The sequence below is a fragment of the Phenylobacterium sp. genome (genome assembly GCF_036677185.1).
Taxonomy (GTDB): Bacteria; Pseudomonadota; Alphaproteobacteria; order Caulobacterales; family Caulobacteraceae; genus Phenylobacterium.
In genome coordinates this window covers 15,452-30,934 of record NZ_JAKFEN010000039.1, presented here as the reverse complement: position 1 = coordinate 30,934, position 15,483 = coordinate 15,452, and the positions used below count along the sequence as shown (strand labels likewise).

The 15,483-nt window shown below is 70.9% G+C and carries 18 protein-coding genes; 7 read left to right on the top strand and 11 right to left on the bottom strand.

Going from position 1 to position 15,483, the window contains the following annotated elements:
• Positions 1 to 10: 10 nt before the first annotated feature.
• The 5 genes from rnpA to V6M51_RS20285 form a co-directional block, all read right to left on the bottom strand.
• Positions 11 to 409 carry a ribonuclease P protein component gene (gene rnpA, locus V6M51_RS20305; RefSeq protein ID WP_332770061.1) on the bottom strand — a complete coding sequence of 133 codons (399 nt, stop codon included), beginning with the start codon at positions 407 to 409 and terminating at the stop codon, positions 11 to 13.
• 31 nt (positions 410 to 440) lie between these two features.
• Positions 441 to 575 carry a 50S ribosomal protein L34 gene (gene rpmH, locus V6M51_RS20300; RefSeq protein ID WP_056731898.1) on the bottom strand — a complete coding sequence of 45 codons (135 nt, stop codon included), beginning with the start codon at positions 573 to 575 and terminating at the stop codon, positions 441 to 443.
• 248 nt (positions 576 to 823) lie between these two features.
• A complete protein-coding gene (fabF, locus tag V6M51_RS20295) occupies positions 824 to 2,092 on the bottom strand; it encodes a beta-ketoacyl-ACP synthase II (RefSeq protein WP_332770060.1) in 1,269 nt (422 codons plus the stop codon).
• A 4-nt stretch (positions 2,093 to 2,096) separates the two neighbouring features.
• Entirely contained in the window at positions 2,097 to 2,549 is a 453-nt protein-coding gene (locus V6M51_RS20290) for a MarR family transcriptional regulator (protein WP_305677030.1), read from the bottom strand.
• A gap of 45 nt (positions 2,550 to 2,594) precedes the next feature.
• Positions 2,595 to 3,395 (bottom strand): LytTR family DNA-binding domain-containing protein, encoded by an 801-nt coding sequence (locus tag V6M51_RS20285; protein WP_332770059.1) that lies wholly within the window; start codon positions 3,393 to 3,395, stop codon positions 2,595 to 2,597.
• Between the two features lie 109 nt (positions 3,396 to 3,504).
• Between V6M51_RS20285 and V6M51_RS20280 the strand changes: the two genes are divergently transcribed.
• Entirely contained in the window at positions 3,505 to 4,713 is a 1,209-nt protein-coding gene (locus tag V6M51_RS20280; RefSeq protein WP_332770058.1) for an acyltransferase family protein, read from the top strand.
• On the opposite strand, the gene V6M51_RS20275 is transcribed toward V6M51_RS20280, so the two are convergent.
• Positions 4,651 to 5,421 (bottom strand): class I SAM-dependent methyltransferase, encoded by a 771-nt coding sequence (locus V6M51_RS20275; RefSeq protein ID WP_332770057.1) that lies wholly within the window; start codon positions 5,419 to 5,421, stop codon positions 4,651 to 4,653. The genes V6M51_RS20280 and V6M51_RS20275 overlap by 63 nt on opposite strands.
• A 120-nt stretch (positions 5,422 to 5,541) precedes the next feature.
• Here V6M51_RS20275 and V6M51_RS20270 point away from each other — a divergent pair, with 120 nt between their 5' ends.
• The 4 genes from V6M51_RS20270 to V6M51_RS20255 all read left to right on the top strand — a co-directional run bounded on the left by V6M51_RS20270 (position 5,542) and on the right by V6M51_RS20255 (position 8,511).
• Entirely contained in the window at positions 5,542 to 6,195 is a 654-nt protein-coding gene (locus tag V6M51_RS20270; RefSeq protein WP_332770056.1) for a LemA family protein, read from the top strand.
• Positions 6,192 to 6,977, top strand: coding sequence for a TPM domain-containing protein (locus tag V6M51_RS20265; RefSeq protein ID WP_332770055.1), 786 nt, complete (start codon positions 6,192 to 6,194; stop codon positions 6,975 to 6,977). The genes V6M51_RS20270 and V6M51_RS20265 overlap by 4 nt, the downstream gene beginning before the upstream one ends.
• A gap of 1 nt (position 6,978) precedes the next feature.
• A complete protein-coding gene (locus V6M51_RS20260) occupies positions 6,979 to 7,668 on the top strand; it encodes a TPM domain-containing protein (protein ID WP_332770054.1) in 690 nt (229 codons plus the stop codon).
• 144 nt (positions 7,669 to 7,812) lie between these two features.
• Positions 7,813 to 8,511 carry a hypothetical protein gene (locus V6M51_RS20255; protein WP_332770053.1) on the top strand — a complete coding sequence of 233 codons (699 nt, stop codon included), beginning with the start codon at positions 7,813 to 7,815 and terminating at the stop codon, positions 8,509 to 8,511.
• Positions 8,512 to 8,520: 9 nt separating this feature from the next.
• On the opposite strand, the gene V6M51_RS20250 is transcribed toward V6M51_RS20255, so the two are convergent.
• Together V6M51_RS20250 and gloB are read right to left on the bottom strand one after the other, a co-directional pair.
• Positions 8,521 to 9,903, bottom strand: a complete 1,383-nt coding sequence (locus V6M51_RS20250; protein ID WP_332770052.1) for a DUF6880 family protein — start codon at positions 9,901 to 9,903, stop codon at positions 8,521 to 8,523.
• 7 nt (positions 9,904 to 9,910) lie between these two features.
• Entirely contained in the window at positions 9,911 to 10,660 is a 750-nt protein-coding gene (gene gloB, locus V6M51_RS20245; RefSeq protein WP_332770051.1) for a hydroxyacylglutathione hydrolase, read from the bottom strand.
• A gap of 77 nt (positions 10,661 to 10,737) precedes the next feature.
• On the opposite strand from gloB, the gene V6M51_RS20240 reads away from it, so the two are divergent.
• Together V6M51_RS20240 and V6M51_RS20235 are read left to right on the top strand one after the other, a co-directional pair.
• On the top strand, positions 10,738 to 11,493 hold the full coding sequence (locus V6M51_RS20240) for a class I SAM-dependent methyltransferase (protein WP_332770050.1): 756 nt from the start codon (positions 10,738 to 10,740) through the stop codon (positions 11,491 to 11,493).
• A gap of 67 nt (positions 11,494 to 11,560) precedes the next feature.
• Positions 11,561 to 11,905 carry a P-II family nitrogen regulator gene (locus V6M51_RS20235; RefSeq protein WP_305677019.1) on the top strand — a complete coding sequence of 115 codons (345 nt, stop codon included), beginning with the start codon at positions 11,561 to 11,563 and terminating at the stop codon, positions 11,903 to 11,905.
• A gap of 3 nt (positions 11,906 to 11,908) precedes the next feature.
• On the opposite strand, the gene ggt is transcribed toward V6M51_RS20235, so the two are convergent.
• The 3 genes from ggt to V6M51_RS20220 all read right to left on the bottom strand — a co-directional run bounded on the left by ggt (position 11,909) and on the right by V6M51_RS20220 (position 15,453).
• Positions 11,909 to 13,663 (bottom strand): gamma-glutamyltransferase, encoded by a 1,755-nt coding sequence (ggt, locus tag V6M51_RS20230; RefSeq protein WP_332770049.1) that lies wholly within the window; start codon positions 13,661 to 13,663, stop codon positions 11,909 to 11,911.
• Between the two features lie 107 nt (positions 13,664 to 13,770).
• Positions 13,771 to 15,096, bottom strand: a complete 1,326-nt coding sequence (locus tag V6M51_RS20225; protein ID WP_332770048.1) for a calcium-binding protein — start codon at positions 15,094 to 15,096, stop codon at positions 13,771 to 13,773.
• Between the two features lie 15 nt (positions 15,097 to 15,111).
• Positions 15,112 to 15,453 carry a helix-turn-helix domain-containing protein gene (locus V6M51_RS20220; RefSeq protein WP_332770047.1) on the bottom strand — a complete coding sequence of 114 codons (342 nt, stop codon included), beginning with the start codon at positions 15,451 to 15,453 and terminating at the stop codon, positions 15,112 to 15,114.
• Between the last annotated feature and the right edge of the window lie 30 nt (positions 15,454 to 15,483).

The following is a 15,483-nucleotide window of genomic DNA, read 5'->3' as shown; positions in this document are numbered from 1 at the left end:
GGACGCGCGCTCAGGCGGAAGGGGAGGGGGCGCGCGTATCAGCGCGGGACGGGACGTCGCTTTCGGCCGCGAGGCTTATCAGCGCGCTTTTCACATCGTCAAGCAAACGCAACCAGGGACGCGTCGGCGCGCCGCCTCGGGCGATCAAGACGTAGTCATGACCGGGTTTGGCGAGCTGCGGCAAAAGCACCCGCGCGGCCTCGCGCATCCGGCGCTTGGCCCGGTTGCGCACCACGGCGCCGCCGACCTTGCGGGTGGCGGTGAAGCCGACGCGAATGAGCGGGGTTTCGTCGGCCCGGTCGCGAGCCTGCAGCACCACCGCGCCGCGGGCGCAGGAGGGCGCACGCGCGGCGGCGAGGAAATCGGCGCGCTTTTTCAGGCGTTCGATGGGCGGGGCGGCGCCGGTCATGCCGACACCTTATCCTAAAGACCGATGAGTCTTAGGCGGTCAGGCGCTTACGGCCCTTGGCGCGGCGACGGGCCACGATCTTGGCGCCGTTCTTCGTGGCCATCCGCGAACGGAAACCGTGACGGCGAGCGCGCACCAGTCGGGACGGTTGGAAAGTCCGCTTCACGTGAATAGCTCCGGGGTCGAAAACGAGCGGCGGTGCTTAAGGGCCAAAGGCAGGCCTGTCAACCACTTTGGGTCACGCGGGGGGCGTTCCAGTCACCTCCTCTCCACCCGCCTTCGGGGGGAGAGGGTAGGGTGAGGGGGGCGTCTCCGCTGCGCTGAGTGGGGTGAGAGGCCAGATTGCGCCGCCGCGCGCCGCGCCCCTCACCCTACCCTCACCCATGAATGGGGAGAGGAGCAGGTGGTTGTCGGCTAGCCCTCCCAGCGCTTGAAGAGCACGCTGGCGTTGACGCCGCCGAAGCCGAAGCCGTTGGAGAGCACATAGTCGAGATCGGCCTTGCGGGCGGTGAGCGCCACCAGGTCGAGGCCGTCGGCCGCCTCGTCGGGGGTTTCGAGGTTGAGGGTCGGCGGGATGATCCCGTCGCGCAGGGCCAGGATGGCGAACACCGCCTCCAGCCCGCCCGCCGCGCCCAGCAGGTGGCCGGTGGCCGACTTGGTGGAGCTGATCGCCGGGCCCTTGCCGGTCCCGAACACCGCCTTGACCGCGGCGAGTTCGCCCTTGTCGCCCACGGGAGTGGAGGTGGCGTGGGCGTTGAGGTGGCCGACGGCCGAAGGCTCGACCCCGGCTTGTTTCAGCGCCGTGCGCATGGCGCGGGCCGCGCCGTCGCCGTCCTCGGGGCCGGCGGTCAGGTGGAAAGCGTCGGCGCTGGTGCCGTAGCCCACCAGTTCGACGATGGGCTTGGCTCCGCGCGCCAGGGCGTGCTGGAGTTCCTCGATCACCAGGATGCCGGCGCCCTCGCCCATGATGAAGCCGTCGCGGTCCGCGTCGAACGGGCGCGAGGCCTTCTCGGGCGTGTCGTTGAAGGCCGAGCCCAGGGCGCGGGCGGCGGCGAAGGATCCCAGGCTGACCCGGTCGATGGTGGCCTCGGCCCCGCCGCAGACGGCGATATCGGCCTCGCCGGCGCGGATCATCCGGGCGGCGTCGCCGATCGCCTGGACCCCGGCGGCGCAGGCGGTGACCGGCGCGCCGAGCGGTCCCTTGAACCCGTGGCGGATCGAAACCCAGCCCGAAGCCAGGTTGGCCAGGAACGACGGCACGGTGAACGGCGACAGCCGCCGCACGCCGCGCGAGTCGGTGATCCGCACCGCCTCGGCGATGGCCGGGAAGCCGCCGATGCCGGTGGCGATCACCGTGGCGGTGGCTTCCTGCTCGGCGGCGCTGGCCGGGGCCCAGGCGGCCTGGGCGATGGCTTCGTCGGAGGCGGCCAGGGCGAACTGGATGAACCGGTCCATCTTCTTCTGGTCCTTGCCCGGGACCGCGGCGTCCAGGTCGAAGCCGCCCTCGGGGTCGGCGGCCTTGTCCTTGACCTGGCCGGCCACCTGGGCCGGGACGTCGGGGGCGAGGTCCTCGGGAATGCGCGACAGGCCCGAGCGGCCGGCGATCAGCCGGCTCCAGGCGATCTCGGTTCCGGTTCCCAGGGGCGAGACGACGCCCAGTCCGGTCACGACGATTCTACGCATCACTCTACCTTTCGAGTTTGGCCATGGCCTGGGCGGCCTGTTCCAGGTCGGCCAGGGCGGCGTGGGTCTGGGCGGCGCTTCCGTGGAGCGCGCGCGCGAGGTCGGCCTGGGCGTCCACCCAGAGGGGCACGCCGGCGGTGATCAGGTCGAGACCCGATTGGGTGATCGAGAAGCGCCGGCCCTTGCGCCCGCGCCCACCCTCGCTCTCGATCAGGCCGCGCTGCTCCAGCAGCCGGAGATTGCGCAGCAGGGCGGAGGCCTCGACGTCGACATAGTCGGCCATGGCGGCGATGGACTGGTCCTGGCCCCGGGCGATGGCGCCCAGCAGGATGAATTGGGTGATCTGCAGGTTCAGCGGCCGCAGGCGCAGGTTGAAGGCCCGCGTCACGGCGCGCGCGGCGCGGCGGCTGCGATGGCCGAAACAGAGCCGGCCCATCTCGGTCGTGGACAGCATCATCCTGTATATACGGCTATTCTAATCCGGTATCTACCGGATAAAGGTTCAACCGGCGCGCAGGCGGGCCAGGGCCTCGGGAAAGCGGCGCGATAGCGGCGCTTCGACCGGCCCCAGGGCCACGCTGTAGTCGCCGGACTTCTCGGGCCGCAGCTCGGTGACGCGGGCGACATTGACCAGCCAGGAGCGGTGGGTGCGCACGAAGCCCCGCGGGCCGAGCTCGGCCTCGACCGCCGAGAGCGACGAGCGCATCAGCGGCTTGCGGCCGTCGGCGAGTGCGAACTCCACATAGTTGCCGGCCGACGAGACCGCGAGGATGTCCGCCAGAGCGACCCGGGTCACCCTGGCGCCGTCGCGGATGTCGAAGGTGGCGGGCCCGTCCGTCGTCGACGGGGCCTGGCCGTAGAGCCGGGTCATGCCCCAGAAGGCGGTCGTGCCGACGACGTAGCCGAAGGCGTCCTTGCGCAGCTCGTAGATGAAGCGGCCTGACAGGTCGTATTCGTAGGGCAGGTCCAGCAGCCCGAAGGTCAGCATCCGCAGGTAATAGAATCCGACCACGTGGAAGACCGAGAAGGCCAGAAGCGCGAGGGTGTGGACCATGAGGACGCGCCAGCGCGGCCGGCCGTCGACCGGAGCGATCCGGTAGGCCAGCCAGGCGATCCAGATCGACGCCACCGCGGTGATCGCGCTCGTCGCCTGCGACACCGCCGGATATATCCAGGGCACGTCGGGCCGATCCTGGATGGCGGTGAAGGTGTTGATCGTGTTGAGCGTGAAGATCGCCGCGGCGAACAGCGGCAGGGCGCGCCAGAAGATCCTGTCCGTCCCGGATTGATCGCCGTTCGTCACCGGGCCCCTCCGCTCGTCACCGGTCCGGCGCCGCACGCCCCGAGGCGCTTTTCACGAGCAATCCTGCCCGCCGATGGTCGAACATCGAGCTTCCGCATAGGGTGATGCCGTGACCCCGTCCGTCTCTTCAGAGCGCCGTCCCGACCTCGACTGGATCCGCGTCGGCGCGTTCTTCCTGTTGATTCTCTACCACGTGGGCATGTTCTACGTGCCCTGGGACTTCCACGTGAAGTCGCCGCATCCGGTGGAATGGCTGCAGCCCCTGATGTGGCTGACCAATCCCTGGCGCCTGACCCTCCTGTTCCTGGTCTCCGGGGCGGCCACCCGGTTCATGGCCGACAAGCTCAGCGCCGGCGACCTGGCCAAGGCGCGAACCGCGCGCCTGCTGCCGCCCATCCTGTTGGCGGTGTTTGTGATCGTGCCGCCGCAGACCTACTACGAGATCGTCGAGAAGCTCGCCTATGCCGGCTCGTTCGCCGAGTTCTACGGCAAGTACGTCACGGCCAGCGGCCATTGGCGGCCGGGCGGTGAGCCGCTGATCACGCCGACCTACAATCACATGTGGTTCGTGGTCTATCTGTTCCTCTACAGCCTGATCCTGGCGGCGGCGCTCAAATGGGGCCGCGGCGTCGTGGCGACCCTGGACCGCGGCGTGGAGCGGGTCTTGGACGGCTGGGGCCTGCTGGTCTGGCCGGTCCTCGTCCTGGTCGTCCTGCGCGCCACCCTGTTCCCTATGTTCGAGGTGACCCACGCCCTGATCGACGACTGGTACAATCACGCGGTCTCGTTCGGCGTCTTCCTGCTGGGCTTCCTGATCGCCAAGTCCGAGGTTCTCAAGGCTCGGTTCATCGCCCTGCGCTGGCCGGCCCTGTTGCTGGCGATGGCGAGCTACGGCGCCTATGCGGCCCTGGGCTGGTTCCTGCCGGACACCGACGAGATCACCACGGGCGAGATCGCCCGCCAGACCGCCTTCGCCCTGGACCAGTGGTTCGCCATCGCCGCGGTGCTGGGTTTCGGCGGCAAGCACCTCACGCGCGGCGGTCCGGTCCTGACCTACCTGACCCTGGGGGTGTTCCCGTTCTACATCGTCCACCAGACCTTCATCGTGGTGGCCGGTCACTATCTCGCCCGGCTGGGCCTGAACCAGGCGCTAGAGGCCGCGATCCTGGTCGCCGGCACCTTCGCCGCCTGCTTCGCCACCTATGAACTCGTCCGGCGGGTGAACCTGCTGCGGCCCCTGTTCGGGCTGAAGCCCCTAGTCGCGGCGGAACACGTGGATCGCGCCGACGCCGCCCAGGTCAATCGCGGGACGGTCTAGGACCAGGCCCGCGGCCAGGGCGTAGGGGGCCGGATCGGCGGCGTAGTAGCTGATCCGCTCCCGGGCCCGGCGCTCGACCTGGCCCTTCGGCCCCATCACCACATGGTCGACGATCTGGTCGAACCGCCCGACGCCCGGCTTGGCGCTCCGGGCGTGGATGAAGATCGAGAGCCGGCGGCCGCTGGCGTCGAGCGGGGCCTGGAAGACCGGGCGGTCCGGCGGCGTGGCCGGCGCCTGGGCCATCCGCTCGGCCGAGGGCAGGTGGAAGGCCCAGAGGCCGCCGGGCTTCAGACGCTTGGCCACCCCCGCGAACACATTGCGCCAGGCCGCCCCGGCCGGCAGGTGGGCCAGGCCGAAATAGGGGCAGATCACCGCGTCGTAGGTCCCGGCTACGTTGAGCGCGGCCATGTCGCCCTGCAGGAAGGTCAGCCGCGCGGCCACCTGCGGATCGGCCGCCGCCAGCTTGGCCCGGGCCTGGACCAGCATGGTGGGGGCCAGGTCGATCCCGGTGACGCAGAGCCCGGCTTCCGCCAGGGCGAAGGCCACGCGGCCGGTGCCGACGCCCAGCTCCAGCACCGAACCGCCCGCCGGGACGAGCGAGCGATAAATATCAATGTCGCCGGCCAGACTCGGGTCCATGGCCGTGGTCAGGTCGTAGAAGGTCGCCGTGAGGCCCTTCTCGGAATAGTAAGGTCGGACTTCCGCCATTCGCCCCCCAGCGCCAGCATGACGAGACCTTAACCTCGGAGTCATTGCGCGGGAACGAAGCGGGGGCCAATTATTCACGGGCCAGGCGACCCTGGCTGACATGTTCTGGGGAGCTCGTCCTTGTCCAAACTCAGCAATCGCTTCGCACGCCTGGCCCTGCTGGTGCTGGCGCCGGTCCTGATCGCCGGTTGCGGGATCAACACGATCCCCACCAAGGATGAACGCGCCAAGGCCCAGTGGGCCGAGGTCCAGAACCAGTACCAGCGCCGCAGCGACCTGATCCCCAACCTGGTGGAGACGGTGAAGGGCTACGCGGCGCAGGAAAAGTCGGTCCTGGTCGAAGTAACCGAGGCCCGCGCCTCGGCCACCCAGGTCAAGGTCGACGCCTCGACCATCACCGATCCGGCCGCCTTCCAGGCCTATGCCGAGGCTCAGGACCGGCTCTCGGGCGTGCTTGGCCGGCTGATGATGATCCAGGAAGCCTATCCGGACCTGAAGTCGAACCAGAACTTCATGGCCCTGCAGAGCCAGCTCGAGGGCACTGAGAACCGCATCACCATCGCGCGGCGCGACTACAATGAGGCGGTCCGCGACTACAACACCGAGATTCGCACCTTCCCCGGCGCCCTGTGGGCCGGGACCGTGCACCGCTGGGCCAAGCCGATGGAGACCTTCAAGGCCAGCCCCGCGGCCCAGACCGCGCCCAGTGTGAACTTCGGGACCAGCGCCGCCCCGGCCGCCCCGGCCGCCCCGGCGCCCGCTCCGGCCCAATGACCCTGCTGAGGGGACCGCGGGCCTTCCTCGCGGTCCTGGGCGCGCTCGCGCTGTTGGTGCTGTCGACGGGCGCGGTCGCCGCGGCGCCCAAGTTCCCGCCCCTGACCGGCCGGGTGGTCGACGGCGCAGACCTGCTGTCGCCCAGCGCCGAGCAGGAACTGACCGCCGAACTCGCCGACCTGGAGGCCAAGACCGGCCGCCAGCTGGTGGTGGCCACCGTGCCCGACCTGCGGGGCTACGAGATCGAGGACTACGGCTACCAGCTGCTGCGCACCTGGGGGATCGGCGACAAGGAACGCGACGACGGGACGATACTGATCGTCGCGCCCACCGCCCGGAAGGTCCGCATCGAGGTTGGCTACGGCCTGGAGCCGGTGCTGACCGACGCGCTCTCCAGCCTGATCATCCAGCAGCGCATCCTGCCGGCCTTCAAGAGCGGCAAGATGGAAGACGGCGTGGTCGACGGGACCCGCGCCATCATCCGGCAGCTGTCCCTGCCCGACGACGAGGCCCGCGCGGCCGCGGCGGCCCCGCAGGAGGCGAGCGGCGCTTCGGGCGGCCCGCCGCTGATCTTCATCCTGCTCATCCTGTTCTGGGTGCTGGGCGGGGTCTTCGGCCTGTTCGGGCGTCGCCGGCGGCGCGGCGGCGGGCTCTGGTGGCTGCTGCCCCTGATCCTGTCCAGCAGCAGCCGCGGCGGCGGCGGTTGGAGCGGCGGCTCCGGCGGCGGGTTCTCCGGCGGCGGTGGTTCGGGCGGCGGCGGCGGCGCCTCGGGGAGTTGGTGAGATGCTGAACGAGACCGACCGCGCCCGCATCCAGGCGGCCATCCGCCAGGGCGAGACCCGCACCTCGGGCGAGATCTACTGCGTGGTGGCGCAGGAGAGCTCCGACTATCTGGAGATCCCCCTGGCCTGGGCGGCGGTCGCGGCGCTGGTGGCGCCGGCCCTGCTGCTGGCGGCAGGAATCCAGGTCGCCGCCCCGGAGCTCGGTCAGGGCTGGACGGCGGCCCAGATGTCCGACATCGCGACGACCGCCGCGCGCTCGGCGCTCACCGGAGCCATCCTGTTGCAGGGCGTGCTGTTCGTGGTGGTTGCGATCCTGGCGGCCCTGCCGCCTGTGCGCCGCCTGCTGACGCCCCGGGCGCTGAAACGCCACCGTGTGCGCCGCCGGGCCAGCGAGCAGTTCCTCGCCAAGAGCCTGCAATCCACCCGCGAGCGGACGGGGGTGCTGATCTATGTCTCCATCGACGAGCACATGGCCGAGCTGATCGCCGACGACGGCATCGCCGCCAAGGTGGACGGCCAGGTCTGGGACGCGGCGATGACGCGGCTGATGGAGGGCTTCAAGGCCGGCCGCCCGGCCGAGGGCTTCGAGGCCGCCATCGGCCTCTGCGTCGACATCCTGGCGCAGCACGTCCCCGCGCGGGCGGGGGATAATCCGAACGAGCTGCCGGACAACGTGGTTTTGCTGCCCTAGACGCCTTCGCGCCGCCGCGCCGGCCTTCACGAAAGGCGTGTGCCATGAAACCCCCAGGCGATTGCCGCGCTCATCACCTGTGGAACGTCACTCGGAGATGTCACGGCGAGAGCCGAGGCCTCGAAGCAGATGCTGGATCGGACAATGCGCAGGCGGTCGCGACGCTGGATCGTCGGCGTCGGATGCGCTGGAGCGGCCCTGCTGGGCGCGGCGGCGGCTCAGGCCCAGACCGTGCAGCCGCGGACCTCCGACGAGGCCAGCCAGGCCACCCTGCAGGGCGCGCTGCTGGCGCCCCTGCGGGACCTGAACCTCATGAGGGACAAGGCGCCCAAGTCCCTGACCGGCGCGCAGGAAGCGCCCTATCTCGATCCACAGAAGGCGAGTTGCGCCGAGCTGGCGGCGATGATCGCGCCGCTGGAGGCCGCGCTCGGTCCCGATCGCGGCGACGGCGCCGCGGCCCCGAAGTCGGGCGGCCGTTCCATGGTGCTGGGCGCCCTGGCCGACATCACCCGCGACGTCATCCCCTTCCGTGGCGCGGTGCGCTGGCTGACCGGCGCGTCGCGCCAGGATCAGAAGGTGCGTGAGGGGCGCGAGGCCGGGCAGCTCCGGCGGGCCTATCTGAAGGGCTTCGCCTCGGCCAATGGCTGCTACGGGCCGCCGTTACAGGTGGCGCAGTGGGACGACCCGGCGCCGCCTCCGCGCCCGCCGGTGCAGGTGGCGCAGGCCACACCGATCGCGGTGGCGACGCTCCCCGCGCCGACGGCTCCAGAGCCGCCCAAGCCCGCCGTGCGCTTCAACCTGCCCGAAAGCTGGCGGGCCCAGATGGCCGGCGATCCCTCCTGATCGGCAGGATCAGACCATGCGGCGGACACGCTCGCGAAAGCGCGCTGGGGGATCGACCTCGCCCCAGTCGGCGATCTGCCCCTCCAGGCTCTCATTGGCCGCGGCCTGATGCTTCACCAGATCGCGCCATTCCGGCGGACGGCCGCGGACCGCCGCCTCGATGATGGCGCGCCGGACCAGGGTGGCGGCCAGGGGATGGCGCGCCTCGAGCGCCTGGGCGGCGCGTTCCATGACTTCGACCCGGCCGCCATCCAGCTGCGCCGAACGGGCGAGCACGAGCCGCGCCGCCAGGTTCACGGCGGGCCAGATGGTCAGGAAGTCCAAGGCCTGGGCGGCGTCGGGGAAATCGATGGCCAGGGCCAGGGCGCGGTCCTCGGCCACCACATCGTCGAAGTCGGACAGGCGCTTCAGATAGGCGCGCAGGTGGGTCGGCGAGAGGGCGGTCTCGAAGGCGGCCCAGCGCAGGGCCTGGGCGTCGTCCTTGCGGCCGAGCGCCTCCAGGCCCGCCTCATAGGCGGCCAGCCATTCCGGGCCGCCGGGCAGGCGGAGCAGGGGGGGCAGGCCTTTGCCGAAGGGCGGCTCGAGGCGAAGGTTCGACGGCGCACCCGTCTCGAGGACCCGCAGGGCCTCTTCCGGCTGGCCGGCCGTGAGCAGCCGCGCGCCGATCTGGGCCGCGCCCCAAGGGGTGGCGGTCTCTCGATCCGAGAGGGTCGCCGCATAGCCGGCCACGTCGCCGGCGGCGTCGGCGAGCATCTGGCTGGCCAGGCGCAGGTGGGTGCGCGCGCCGGGTCCGCGCGGGTCGAGTTCGGCCACCGCCTGGCGCAGCCAGGCGACCGCCGGGGGATCGAGCCCCTGGATCACGCCGGCCAGCACGGCCACGGCCAGCCGGGGCACGAGATCGCGCAGGGCCTTCAGGGCGAACTGGGCCATGGCCGGCGGGGCGACCCCGGCCGTGGGGGCGAGGTGACCGAGATCCTCCGCGGCCGCCTCGAAGACGCCGGCGACCTCGCCTCGGGCGTCGTTGACCCGATCCAGCACGTCTTCCGCGATCCCCAGGAAGCGGCCCAGCAGGTCGAAGGCCAGCGCCGGCGACGCCTTGGCCAGTTGGCCGGCGATCAGGCGGCGCTGCAGGTCGAGGTCGAGCACCAGGGCTTTGTACTTGCGCCAGGGCACCCGGCCGCGCCGGCTGGCCATGGTCGCCAGCGCCTTGTCGATCTCACCCGCCAGGACGTCGGGGCCGGCGGCGGCGGCCAGCTCCAGGCGCAGGCGGCGCTTCACCACCGGCTGTTCCTCGGCCAGTTCCATGGCGAGGTCGGCCAGCCGCTCGGCGCCCAGGGCGACCAGATTGGCGTGGGTCAGGGTCCGGCGCGAGCCCCGCGGCTTGGCGACCATCAGATGGTCACCCCTTGAAGCTGTCCTTGGCGGCGCGGACGGCGGCGAAAGCCTCATGCTCGGGCACGCCGGGACGCAGCAGCGGCGCGCGCAGGAAGGGGTTGGTGGCCTTCTCCAGACCGATGGTGGTGGGCACGGTCCATTCACCGCGTTCGCGGGCGGCGAAGATCTCGGCGGCCCGGGCCTTCAGCGCCGGATCGTCGTCCACCGAGAGCGCGAAGCGGGCGTTGGAGGCGGTGTATTCGTGGGCGCAGTAGACCTTGGTGTCGTCGGGCAGGTCGGCGAGGCGCTGCAGGCTGGCCCACATCTGCTGCGGCGTGCCCTCGAACAGCCGCCCGCAGCCGAGCGCGAACAGGGTGTCGCCGACGAAGGCCACGTGGTCGGCCAAGTCGAAATAGGCGATGTGGCCCAGGGTGTGGCCGCCGGAATCCAGCACCTGGAACGCGGTCTCGCCCAGCTTGATCACGTCGCCGTGGGACACCTCACGGTCGGGCGCCTTGCCGATCCGCTCGACTTCCCTGGGCCCCACCACGGTCGCCCCGGTGGCCGCCACGATGTCTGCGTTGCCGCCGGCGTGGTCGGGATGCCAGTGGGTGTTGAGGATCAGGTCGAGCTTCCAGCCCACCTTGTCCAGCTCGCGCAGGATGGCGGCGGCGTCGGGGGTGTCGATGCAGGCGGCCAGGCCCGTGGCGTCGTCGCGCACCAGGAAGCCGTAGTTGTCCGAGAGGCAGGGGAATTGATGCACGGTGATCGTCATGACGGCCTCTCGAAAGACTTCGTGTACGGGTCCCAGGCATTTAGGGTCGGACGACCCGCAAGTCGAGCATAGGCCCCATGCGCCGCGACGTCCTGGAACTGCGCGAATTCTACGCCACGCCGCTGGGCCGCGCGGCGCGCGAGATGGTGGGCCGCAAGGTGCTGGAGACCTGGGACGACGCCCAGGGCCTGGACCTGCTGGGCCTGGGCTACGCCATCCCATTCCTGGGCGGCATTCGGGTCGCCGCGCGCCGGGTGGTGGCCGCCATGCCCGCCCAGCAGGGCGTCGAGATCTGGCCGGCGGACGGCGCCAACCTGGCCTGCCTGACCGACGAGGACGGCCTGCCGTTCCCCAACGCCTTCTTCGACCGCATCCTGGCGGTCCACGCGCTTGAGGAGAGCCCCGATCCGCTCGCCCTGATGCGCGAGGTCTGGCGGGTGCTGGCGCCGTCGGGCCGGGTGATCGTGGTCACCGCCGCGCGCAACGGCCTGTGGGCCAATGCCGAGAAGACCCCGTTCGGCCACGGCCGCCCCTATACCCGCAGCCAGCTCGCCGACCTCCTGCGCGAGGCCGAACTGGAGCCCACGGGCTGGACCCGGGCGCTCTATGTGCCGCCGATCCCCTGGATGGCCGGCTGGGCCGAGGCCTTCGAGCAGGCGGGCTCACGGTTGTGGCCGGGCTTCGCGGGCCTGGTGCTCACCGAGGCGGTCAAGCAGACCTTCGCCGTCAAGGCCAAGCCGGCCCGGGTGCGGGCGCGGGTGGCGCGCCCCGGCCTGACGCCCCTGCCGGCCAACCGGGCGCCTGCTTCTCGGGCGCCTGCTCGGGACGTTTAGCTCAGCCCTTGGAGCCTGCCGCGCGGCGCCCTAGCTTCGAAAGACAGTCGCTTCGCGGAGCAGCGCCATGAAAATGATCGTCGCGGTTATCAAGCCCAGCCGTCTTGATGCGGTCCTCGAGGCCGTCACGGAGGCTGGGGCCTCGGGACTTACCGTCACCGAGGTCCGCGGCTACGGGCGCCAGCGGGGTAAGACCGAGGTCTATCGCGGCGCCGAATACGAGGTGAAGCTTCTGCCCAAGGTGAAACTGGAGATCGCCGTCCCCACCGACATCCTCGAGACGGTGATGGAGGCGGTGGCCCGCACCGCCAACACCGGCAAGATCGGCGACGGCAAGATCTTCGTCCTCGATCTGGAACAGGCCCTGCGCATCCGCACCGGCGACCGCGACGCCGCGGCCATCGCGGGGTAGGGGTCAACGCGCCGGGCGCTGCACCAGGGCCGTGCCGACGCCGTGGCGCTTGCCTTCGCTCACCGCCGTGACGCCGCCGTCCGGATGGAACACGATGGCGCTGGCCGCGCCGATTTCCTCCGGCCTGTCCCCCCATCTGTGGCCGAACTGCTCCAGAGCCCTCGCCTGTGGCCCATCGACGAAACCCGGCTCGACCGAGGTCGCCGTCCCATTGCGCTCGCTCAAGCGCGGCGCGTCGATCGCCTGATCCATGGACATGCCCAGGTCGACATAGTTGACGATGGACTGGAGCACCGTGGTGATGATGGTCGCGCCGCCCGGGCTGCCGATTGTGAAGGCCGGTTTGCCGTCCTTGAGCGCGATCGTCGGGGCCATGCTGGAGCGGGGCCGCTTGCCGGCCTCCGGCACGTTCGGCCGAGGACCTGTGAAGTCGAAGTCCGTCATTTCGTTGTTCAGCAGGAAGCCGTAGCCCGGCACCACGATGCCGCTGCCGCCCCAGGATTCGATGGTGAAGGTGTAGGCGACCACGTTTCCGTCCTTGTCGGACACGGTCAGGTGGGTCGTGTGCGCGCCTTCCAGGGGCCGTCGCGCGCCCGGCGGGCGCAGCGGGATGCTCTGGTCGCTCTGGAACGCATAGGGGTCGCCGGGGGCGACATCGCTCGCCGCCGAGCGCGGATCGATGAGGGTGGCGCGCTGCTTGGCATAGGCCTTGGAGAGCAGGCCCTGGACCGGCGCGTCCACATATTCGGGATCGGCCAGATAGGCGCTGCGGTCTGCAAAGGCCAGACGGCTCGCTTCCAGGTAGACATGCTCCGCAACGGCGCGGTCCATGGACTTCAGGTCGAAGTTCTCGAGGATATTCAGCGCCTCGGCGACGGTTACGCCGCCGCTGCTGGGCAGGGCCATGCCGTACAGATCATAGCCGCGATAGGTGCTGTGCACCGGCCGGCGGATGCGCGCTTCATAGTTGGCGAGATCGGCCAGCGTCATCGATCCAGGGCGGACGGACTTGCCGGCGGCGAGGGGCGGACGGTTGACCGCGTCGACGATCGCTTGCGCCATCGGGCCCCGGTAGAACGCGTCGAGACCATCGGCGGCGATTGCGCCATAGGCCCTGGCGAGATCGGGATTGCGTAGGATGACGCCCGCCGGAATCGCGCTGCCGTTCCTCAGATACAGAGCGCTGGTCGTCGAGAAGTTCTGAAACTTCGCCTCATTTTCCGCCACCAGCCGATTGAACGTCGGCGTGACCTGAAAGCCCGCGGTCGCGACCTCGATGGCCGGGGCGAGGACCTGATCGAACGACATGGAGCCGTAGCGTTCCAGGGCCTCGTGCCAGCCGCGCACCGTGCCCGGCACGCCCACGGACGCGCCGCTGGCGACCGCCACGTCGAAGTCGATCGGCGCGCCGTTCGCCTGGAACATAGCCGGCGTGAAGGCCGCTGGAGCCACTTCGCGGTGATCGATGGTGATCACGCGATTTTCCTTGGCGAGGTAGATGACCATGAAACCACCGCCGCCGATCCCACAGCTGAAGGGGTCGGTGACGCCCAGCGTGGCCGCGGCGGCCACGGCGGCGTCGATGGCGTTGCCGCCCTTGTTCAGGATGATCATCGCCGAGCGCGACGCCTGTTCGCTGATCGTTGCGGCCGCGCCGCCAGAGCCGGTAGCGACGGGCGGCCTCGCGTGGGCGGCGGAAAGGCTTAGGCCGAGGGACAGGATCAGCCCGCAAGCGAGGGCCTTGGCGGCGTGGATCATGGGTCGGCCTGGGGCGTGCGAAACCGGCGGCCGCTTGATCGGCCCTCGGTCGGCAACCTAGTCGGCGATTGGAACGGGGGTCAATTCGTCCGGCGACGCCTGGGGGTCTATCCGGTGAAGTCGCCGGGGGGCGGCGGGGCCGCATAGAGGCTGGAGGTCGAGAGTTCGCCGTGCCAGCCGCCCTCGGCGGGCTTGGCCTCCTCGGGGGGCGCCGATCCGCCGGGCCGGCCCAGCATCAGGTAGCCGTCGGCGACGCCGTCGCCGTTCAGGTCGACATCGACCCGCAGGCCGGGCAGGGGCGAGGTCGCGGTGGCGCCGAAGAAGCCGTTCAGGCCGCCCAGGATGTTGGCTTCCTGGTGCTCGCCCACCACGGTGTAGGTCCGTCCGCCGCTGAAGGCGATGCGGTCGCCCTGGCCCTGGGAGAAGTCCGTCACCACGCCCAGCAGGCCCTCGGCATTGGCCTGGCCGGAGAAGACGAAGGTGTCGGCCCCCGCGCCGCCGGTGGCCACGGCGTCGGAGGCCAGGGCGATCTGGTCGTCGCCCGCTCCGCCGTCAAGGACGTCGAACTCGCCGGGACCCGCGCCGCCGCCTTGCAGGGTGTCGTTTCCCTCGCCGCCGTGCAGGGTGTCGGCGCCGCCGCCGCCGTTTAGGCTGTCGTCGCCGGCCCCGCCGAAAATCTCGTCGCGGCCCTCGCCGCCCTGCAGGGTGTCGGCGCCGCCGCCGCCGCGCAGCACCTGGACATCTTCCTGGGGCGCGGCGGGGCTATCCAGCCGTCCGGGGTCCTCCAGGCTGGTCGCCAGCGCCGGGGATTCGACCGCGGCGAGGGGCGGGGGTTCCTCGGGCGCGGCCGGGGCCGGCTCCAGGTCGGCGGGCTGGGTGGTGACTTTCTCGGCGTTGTCCTGGGCGCCCAGCAGTTCGTGGCGCAAGTCGTCGGCGGTCTGGGCCTGGGCGGCCAGCGGCGCCAGGGCCGCGGCGGCGCCCAGGGCAGTGGGCGCCGTCGGCGTGCCGGGCATGGTCGCAGCCTCGGCGTGGTCGACCTCGTGGATGAAGGTGGCGGCCATCACCAGGGCCACGACGAGCTGGGCGTGGCGTCCGCTGAGCGAGACCACGACATCGCCGCGATGCTCGCGCCAGTCGGGACCCAGCAGGCGGTCACAGGCGCTCCACAGGGTGTCGCCCTCCTGGATCGCGTCGGCGGCGGCGTCGTGGATCACGAACTGGCCGTCGATCCGGGCGATGTGGACCAGGACCTCTTCATTCTCGTCCTTGATCACGCACCAGGGATCGCCGTCGTCGCTGACGCCGTAGACGGCCTCGACCTTGCCGCCACCCGCCGAAAGCCGGTCGGCCAGGTCCGCCAGCCGTTCGCGTTCGGAAGCGGTCCACCCGCCGCCTGCGCTGGCGCGCGATGTGAACGGCACGACGTTGGTCATGACACCCGCAGTTCCCTAAGCCCGATTGGCCAGGCGCGCGCTGGGCGCATCCTGGGCCGCATCCCCGAACAGAAGCCGGAAGAGTTCCGGCTCGTAATAGCGCAGCAAGGTGCGGGCAAATTCGGCGGGATCAAGGCCGACCGCCTCGGCCCAGGCGCCCTGGGTCTCGATGGGCACGCGGCCGAGGCCGCTCTCCACCTGGGAGACGAAGGTGTAGTATCGCAGGCCCACCCGCACGGCGAGTTCGGCCTGGGTCAGGCCCGCGGCTTCGCGCGCGGCCTTCAACCAGCGCCCCGCCTCCTGGCGTAGGCTCTTGGTCGCCGCAGCCCGCGCCGGATCCACCGCGCTTCTTGGCATCTGTCTCAACTCCATCACCGCGGGCGCCGA

Bases quoted from the DNA above. Each gene is read 5' to 3' on its own strand.
- rnpA (WP_332770061.1), bottom strand. From the start codon at position 409: ATGACCGGCGCCGCCCCGCCCATCGAACGCCTGAAAAAGCGCGCCGAT.
- V6M51_RS20260 (WP_332770054.1), top strand. From the start codon at position 6,979: ATGCTGAACGAGACCGACCGCGCCCGCATCCAGGCGGCCATCCGCCAG.
- V6M51_RS20275 (WP_332770057.1), bottom strand. From the start codon at position 5,421: ATGGCGGAAGTCCGACCTTACTATTCCGAGAAGGGCCTCACGGCGACC.
- V6M51_RS20235 (WP_305677019.1), top strand. From the start codon at position 11,561: ATGAAAATGATCGTCGCGGTTATCAAGCCCAGCCGTCTTGATGCGGTC.
- V6M51_RS20250 (WP_332770052.1), bottom strand. From the start codon at position 9,903: ATGGTCGCCAAGCCGCGGGGCTCGCGCCGGACCCTGACCCACGCCAAT.
- V6M51_RS20265 (WP_332770055.1), top strand. From the start codon at position 6,192: ATGACCCTGCTGAGGGGACCGCGGGCCTTCCTCGCGGTCCTGGGCGCG.
- V6M51_RS20255 (WP_332770053.1), top strand. From the start codon at position 7,813: ATGCGCAGGCGGTCGCGACGCTGGATCGTCGGCGTCGGATGCGCTGGA.
- fabF (WP_332770060.1), bottom strand. From the start codon at position 2,092: ATGCGTAGAATCGTCGTGACCGGACTGGGCGTCGTCTCGCCCCTGGGA.
- ggt (WP_332770049.1), bottom strand. From the start codon at position 13,663: ATGATCCACGCCGCCAAGGCCCTCGCTTGCGGGCTGATCCTGTCCCTC.
- V6M51_RS20240 (WP_332770050.1), top strand. From the start codon at position 10,738: ATGCGCCGCGACGTCCTGGAACTGCGCGAATTCTACGCCACGCCGCTG.
- V6M51_RS20225 (WP_332770048.1), bottom strand. From the start codon at position 15,096: ATGACCAACGTCGTGCCGTTCACATCGCGCGCCAGCGCAGGCGGCGGG.
- gloB (WP_332770051.1), bottom strand. From the start codon at position 10,660: ATGACGATCACCGTGCATCAATTCCCCTGCCTCTCGGACAACTACGGC.
- V6M51_RS20220 (WP_332770047.1), bottom strand. From the start codon at position 15,453: ATGCCAAGAAGCGCGGTGGATCCGGCGCGGGCTGCGGCGACCAAGAGC.
- V6M51_RS20290 (WP_305677030.1), bottom strand. From the start codon at position 2,549: ATGATGCTGTCCACGACCGAGATGGGCCGGCTCTGTTTCGGCCATCGC.